This window comes from Photobacterium sp. 2_MG-2023 (genome assembly GCF_030547675.1).
Taxonomy (GTDB): Bacteria; Pseudomonadota; Gammaproteobacteria; order Enterobacterales; family Vibrionaceae; genus Photobacterium; species Photobacterium arenosum.
Map to the genome: position 1 here is coordinate 1 of NZ_JAUOQQ010000048.1, position 5,142 is coordinate 5,142.

Consider the following 5,142-nt stretch of genomic DNA (forward strand, 5'->3'; position numbering starts at 1 on the left):
TACCGGGATGCGGAGTCCGGCCTGAACTACAATTTCTACCGGGATTACGATCCGAATACTGGGCGGTACATTCAGCGGGATCCGATTGGGTTGGGTGGGGGATACAACCTGTACAGCTATGCCGGTGCAGACCCGCTGAACTATACGGATTCGACAGGGTTAATCATTGACACTGTCGCTGACATCGGGTTTATTGGCTATGGTTTATATCGAATTTTAACCGACAATGTTCTTGGTGATTGTGGGAATTTAAGCAGTAACTTAACAGCGCTGAGTTTAGATGTCGCGGGATTAGCGATACCCGGCGTAACGGGATTGGGGGCTGCGAGCCGGGTTGCGAAGAGAATAGATAACTCTGTTCTTGATAAACCACGCATTGGCAGCGCCAACAAGACTGACCCTACTCACCGTTTTAATGACATCATCGATAACTATGCCGGTGATGCGGCGAAATTCGATATTCCAACCAAAGGGCCTGGAGGCCAAGTCGTAAGAACGTCTGAGTTAAGGCAAATTGAGGGTAGCCTCAATGGCAAGGATGGCGTTTTTGAATGGATTATCGATCAAGGGAATGTGTCTCATAGACGCTTTATTCCGGGCGGTCAAGTTACAGGTTTTCCTAATCAGATACCTAAGAAGTGAGATAAAGATTAGATGAAACCAATGGAAGTATTAAAAGAACTTAATCTTGTTTGCTGGTCAACGTTGCTCGTTGGCTTGCAAAGGGGCTGGGCAAAAAAGTCTGATATTGCGGCTTATGCTACAAGCCTGTTGTCTGCTGACTTGGATAACGGTGACGAAAATATTGCTGTATTAGCTGGCGCTGATTCTCTTGATGATTCGGAGATTAAGTGTTTGTTGCTGCAAGTTGGTGGGTCAACGGATGCTCCAGAAGTCATTGAAAAGTGGAGGCTGGCAACATTAACCGCATTAAGTGGTTCGGTTTTATCCGAAGAGGAAAAGATTGATAAATTACAAGAGTTATACGCTGAATTTGAATATCCGGAAGACATGGCATCTTGCAGTATTTATTCGCAAGATTCTGTTGATCCGCTAGTGGCAATGTCAGAAGTAATTTCATCCTTAAAGAAGAAATTTACAGGCTGAAACGACATTAATGATCTGTATCTAGTCCTGCTGAAATCTTTCCGGTCGTACTTTGTTAACTCTCCATGGCTTTAATTGTGGACGCCATATTATGTTTGGCGATCATGGCGTCCAGCACCATTGATAATGGTCTCCCGCTTATCGGCGTCAAATTCCTCGATGGTCTGGAACCGCTGGATCAGCCGCTGACTATGCAGCGGCGGCGTGTTCAGGCCGATTTCGTACTTGTTGAGCTGGGCGTGGTTGCTGCCGATCTGGTTGGCCTGCGAAAATGTCGGGACAGACATCCTAAGGAAAATCAGAGTGTGGGTTCTGGAAGATCCGGGTTCTTTACAAATGAGAGAATGGGGCCTTTAGCGAATTGGTAACGATTAATTTTAAAAATTAAATATTGGGGAAGAGGTCCTCTTCCGTTCTTGGGGTTTATATGATTTAGAATGTCCAAGGCGGAGGGTTTATCTAGATGGAATAGCAGGGCAACCGCATGAGTTACCACGTTGTTAAAGTTAACATTTATATAACTGGGTCTATGTCACCAACCAGCTGATCGGTTGATTATTAAACAAGCTCTAACAGCGATGATTGCTTGAAACAGGCCGTTATCCGTATGTGTAACATTTAATAATCATTGTTGAAACAAAAAATCAACTCATGCGGTCGCCCTGATATCAGTGGGTGTGGGTGAATTAGGAGGACAGCAGTTCTAATATGATGTGGTTATTAACGGCAATTTACTTTCTATTATACTCATTTGTGCTATGGGGAGGATTTATTATCTATGCAGTATTTGCATGTGTGTTAGTTTCCCCTTTATTTTTAGCACTCACGATGATCGATGATTGGCGAGAAAGTTTTAAATTAAACCCAATTTATATGATTTATTTCTTTGTGTTGTTTCTTCTTGCATCAGTTCCTGGTGGCATTTATTTTAAGAAGCATTATTTAAGTGATCTGAAAAAACTCGGATATTTTGCACAGAGACGATAGGTAAAATGATAAAAAATAATTTGTATTTATGGGTTCTCTGGCTGAACAGTATGTACAAAACCTATTTGTGAACCTAGAAAATATTGTTGATAAAGTGTATTAATAGACAGGACCTTAAGTATTAAGCTTTTCATAAATTCCATCTAAGGTTCTGTAACTTAACAGCGCTAAGTTTAGATGTCGCGGGATTAGCGATACCCGGCGTAACGGGATTGGGGGGCTGCGAGCCGGGTTGCGAAGGGGGCTGGTACTGAAACTGTTCAGCACTGGATGTCTAGAGCGGAACTGAAAGCGACTCAAGAAACTGGGTTGTTACGTGGTGGGCGAGATGGAACGCATTACGTTACTGATTCTGCAAACTCAGATGCCCTTCGTGCTCGTCAGCGGTCTGCGCTGCCTCAAACTCCAGAGGTTAGGGTTACGTTAGAAGTGCCTAAGGGAGTGTTCTCTAAACCTTCAAAGGTAGCGCCGGCGTTTAACATGCCAGGAGGAGGTATGGAGCGTACGGCAACGGGAAAGATTCCTGTAACGATAAAGAGAGTGCAATAATGTCCTCAAATTTAGTTGGAAAAAAAATAATTATTCGTAGTAATGAATTTGTTCATCATGATACGAACGCTTCCATTGTTATGGTTGATGCTGGCAATAAATTTATTTTGTTGGCGCTTGATGAACCTTTAATAACTATAAGTGATAAGTATCAGTATGTTGTTGCATCACCTAGGCTATCAAAAGATGAATTAGATGCATTTAATGTAATGAGAAGTTTGAGTTGTTCAGTAACTTGGGTGCCGGATCGTAAATATAATCGTAAAAAACCAATGGATTTAAGTTGGTGGAGAGGTGGGGCTGCTGCAGTTACAGATTTGTGTGTTTATTAGCTGTTATAGACAAATCTGATAATGTAATTTGTGTGGTCAATGTGATGGTGAAATAAAAAATCATATTTCCACAAGGTTATATCATGACTTGGATGGGGAATCTCGATGTCCTCAAATTTAGCAACAAGGAACGACCCGTTCTTGAGGAAGTGGATCTGCACAGGCCAAGGCTAATGACTTAGGTTTTAGTTATCATCCTAAATCAATAAGGTAGTGACAATGCAATTTAAAATTAACTTGTCAGATATCAAACTTCTCATTGAGGAAGTTGAAGATTCAGCCTTAGTCAAAAGACTTATTGAATATGAAAAAGATGGGCAGTATTTCGAAAAAGGTAAGTATCCCTCAGGTCAATATTTGATTGATCTGTCTGAAGATGAGGTTGAGGTTGTGATGAACTCCCTTTCTGATTACCTAATGATTTATGGAGTGAGTAATGATGGAGAGCCTAATGCATTAGGCCTTCAAGTCGAGACTTTAATTGATGTATTTAATGATGGTCAAAGTTAAATGTAATTATGGTCTTGATTTGGTAGTTATTTAAGAGTTTGGTTTTTATCTGATCTACTAACTGTGGACACTTATTCTTATGTTGGGGGAATCCACTGAGTTATATCGACCCATTGGGATTAGCAAGAGTTGGGTTCAAGCCATTGAGTGGCGATGAATCTTATTACAGTAACAACCATATTCCCGATGGGGGCAGCAACCATCACCGCGCACATGAACAGCTTTGGTTTGACGATAATCCAGCTGAAAACGTTGGATTTTTTGCTGGCGATGGAAGTGGAAACGGCGCTGCGATTTGCGGTGAAGCTGGTGATGTTCGTTCAGATGATGGCTATAACAGAAATGAGTATGACTTTTTTGGACCTGTCTATGACGATAATTTAATGCGCCAAGCATTGGATAATATTCGCGAGGATTGGGATAACAACACATACTGTGTTGTGGGCAAAAATTGTCAGCATTTTTCAGATGCACTGAGGCAAGAGTATGACCGACTAGCAAATCCTCCAACTTGCCGTATGACAAGACGTGGTAAGAGGTGCAACTAATGGTTAGAAAGCTGAGGATTTATCTTAGTCTGTTGATTTTGATTTTCCCGGTTGCAACATATCTTCTGGGAATAGTGAACGCATCAAATGGATTAGTGTGGTTAGCCCTTGATACCGGTTATTACTATCCTGTTTATGTGATTACACCATCTTTATTTAAAAAGTTAGAAATGGGGCTGCTTGTACCTATGTTGGGGGGCGATTACTTGCTTTTTTGTTGTATTTACTCTCGCTCTTATTATTTTTCAAAATGAAGGATAAGCTCTTTCCTAACTGATAAATGACGCTTGCTGCTGGTGAAGGTTGGCAATGGAAACCAGTCAGGGGTTGACCCATCAGTACAGCTACACCCCATTTGGTGAAATTGCACAATGGGATAACGCAGGGACCCCCGTCAGTTATGCTTATGATGCGAATGGTCAGATCCAGAACATGACCACGCCGCAGGGGAGTTATTCGTTTACCTGGAATGCCAACGGGATGCTCACCCGCCAGCAAACACCGCACGGGCTGGTGCTAACCAATCAGTACGATGCATTAAACCGTTTAACCTCACGGCGGTACAACCAGGGCGCGTTCAGCAAAGACTGGCAGTATGCGTACAGTCTGTCGGGGCTGCTGGAAGGCATCACTCAGGATGGTGTGAATCAGACCTTTGCATACGATGCCAGCCAGCGTTTAGTGCAGGCGAACACCGTCACCGGAGCATATCAGTATCAATACGATGATTTAGGCAACCGGTTAGACTTCGGCGGTATTTACAGCCCGGACGGCAAGTTGCTGGAAGATAATCAGTTCAGCTACGAATATGACGTGCGCGGTAATCTGAGCAAGAAAACCCGTAAAGACGGCAGCACCATCGAAACCTTCACCTATAACGACGCAGAACGTTTGGTTGGCTACCAGCGCGAGCGGGTGACCCGCGTAGATGTCGGAAATGGTGCAACGACACTGCAATCCAGCATCGAAGTGACCGCTGCCTATACTTATGATCCTCTGGGACGCCGGATCAGCAAAACCGTGAATGGTGGGCAAACGCAGTTTGACTGGCTGGGGAACACTTTACTCCGTGAAAACGGCCCTCAGGGTCAGAAAGATTATACCTACGG

The 5,142-nt window shown here is 43.2% G+C and carries 7 protein-coding genes and 1 pseudogene; 7 read left to right on the top strand and 1 reads right to left on the bottom strand.

Annotation, left to right across the window (positions count from 1 at the left end; translation table 11 throughout):
* Positions 1-642 (top strand): RHS repeat-associated core domain-containing protein (locus tag Q4491_RS21315; RefSeq protein ID WP_303460765.1); only part of this gene is annotated, 642 nt, incomplete at its 5' end.
* 12 nt (positions 643-654) lie between these two features.
* On the top strand, positions 655-1,107 hold the full coding sequence (locus Q4491_RS21320) for a DUF2247 family protein (RefSeq protein WP_303460767.1): 453 nt from the start codon (positions 655-657) through the stop codon (positions 1,105-1,107).
* 89 nt (positions 1,108-1,196) lie between these two features.
* Here Q4491_RS21320 and Q4491_RS21325 read toward each other — a convergent pair whose 3' ends face one another.
* Positions 1,197-1,394: a hypothetical protein gene (locus tag Q4491_RS21325; RefSeq protein WP_303460770.1), complete on the bottom strand. Its 198-nt coding sequence runs from the start codon at positions 1,392-1,394 to the stop codon at positions 1,197-1,199.
* A gap of 1,248 nt (positions 1,395-2,642) precedes the next feature.
* On the opposite strand from Q4491_RS21325, the gene Q4491_RS21330 reads away from it, so the two are divergent.
* The 5 genes and pseudogenes from Q4491_RS21330 to Q4491_RS21350 form a co-directional block, all read left to right on the top strand.
* The gene (locus tag Q4491_RS21330; protein ID WP_303460773.1) at positions 2,643-2,975 is read left to right on the top strand and encodes a hypothetical protein; all 333 of its coding nucleotides are present in this window, start codon (positions 2,643-2,645) and stop codon (positions 2,973-2,975) included.
* Between the two features lie 219 nt (positions 2,976-3,194).
* A complete protein-coding gene (locus Q4491_RS21335; RefSeq protein ID WP_303460775.1) occupies positions 3,195-3,485 on the top strand; it encodes a hypothetical protein in 291 nt (96 codons plus the stop codon).
* Positions 3,486-3,628: 143 nt separating this feature from the next.
* Positions 3,629-4,033, top strand: coding sequence for a hypothetical protein (locus Q4491_RS21340; protein ID WP_303460778.1), 405 nt, complete (start codon positions 3,629-3,631; stop codon positions 4,031-4,033).
* A complete protein-coding gene (locus tag Q4491_RS21345) occupies positions 4,033-4,287 on the top strand; it encodes a hypothetical protein (protein ID WP_303460781.1) in 255 nt (84 codons plus the stop codon). The genes Q4491_RS21340 and Q4491_RS21345 overlap by 1 nt, the downstream gene beginning before the upstream one ends.
* 55 nt (positions 4,288-4,342) lie before the next feature.
* A pseudogene (locus tag Q4491_RS21350) lies at positions 4,343-5,142 on the top strand (hypothetical protein); the annotation flags it as partial.

Excerpts from the sequence above, each read along its gene's own strand:
- Q4491_RS21345 (WP_303460781.1), top strand. The coding sequence starts at position 4,033 with ATGGTTAGAAAGCTGAGGATTTATCTTAGTCTGTTGATTTTGATTTTC.
- Q4491_RS21330 (WP_303460773.1), top strand. The coding sequence starts at position 2,643 with ATGTCCTCAAATTTAGTTGGAAAAAAAATAATTATTCGTAGTAATGAA.
- Q4491_RS21335 (WP_303460775.1), top strand. The coding sequence starts at position 3,195 with ATGCAATTTAAAATTAACTTGTCAGATATCAAACTTCTCATTGAGGAA.
- Q4491_RS21320 (WP_303460767.1), top strand. The coding sequence starts at position 655 with ATGAAACCAATGGAAGTATTAAAAGAACTTAATCTTGTTTGCTGGTCA.
- Q4491_RS21325 (WP_303460770.1), bottom strand. The coding sequence starts at position 1,394 with ATGTCTGTCCCGACATTTTCGCAGGCCAACCAGATCGGCAGCAACCAC.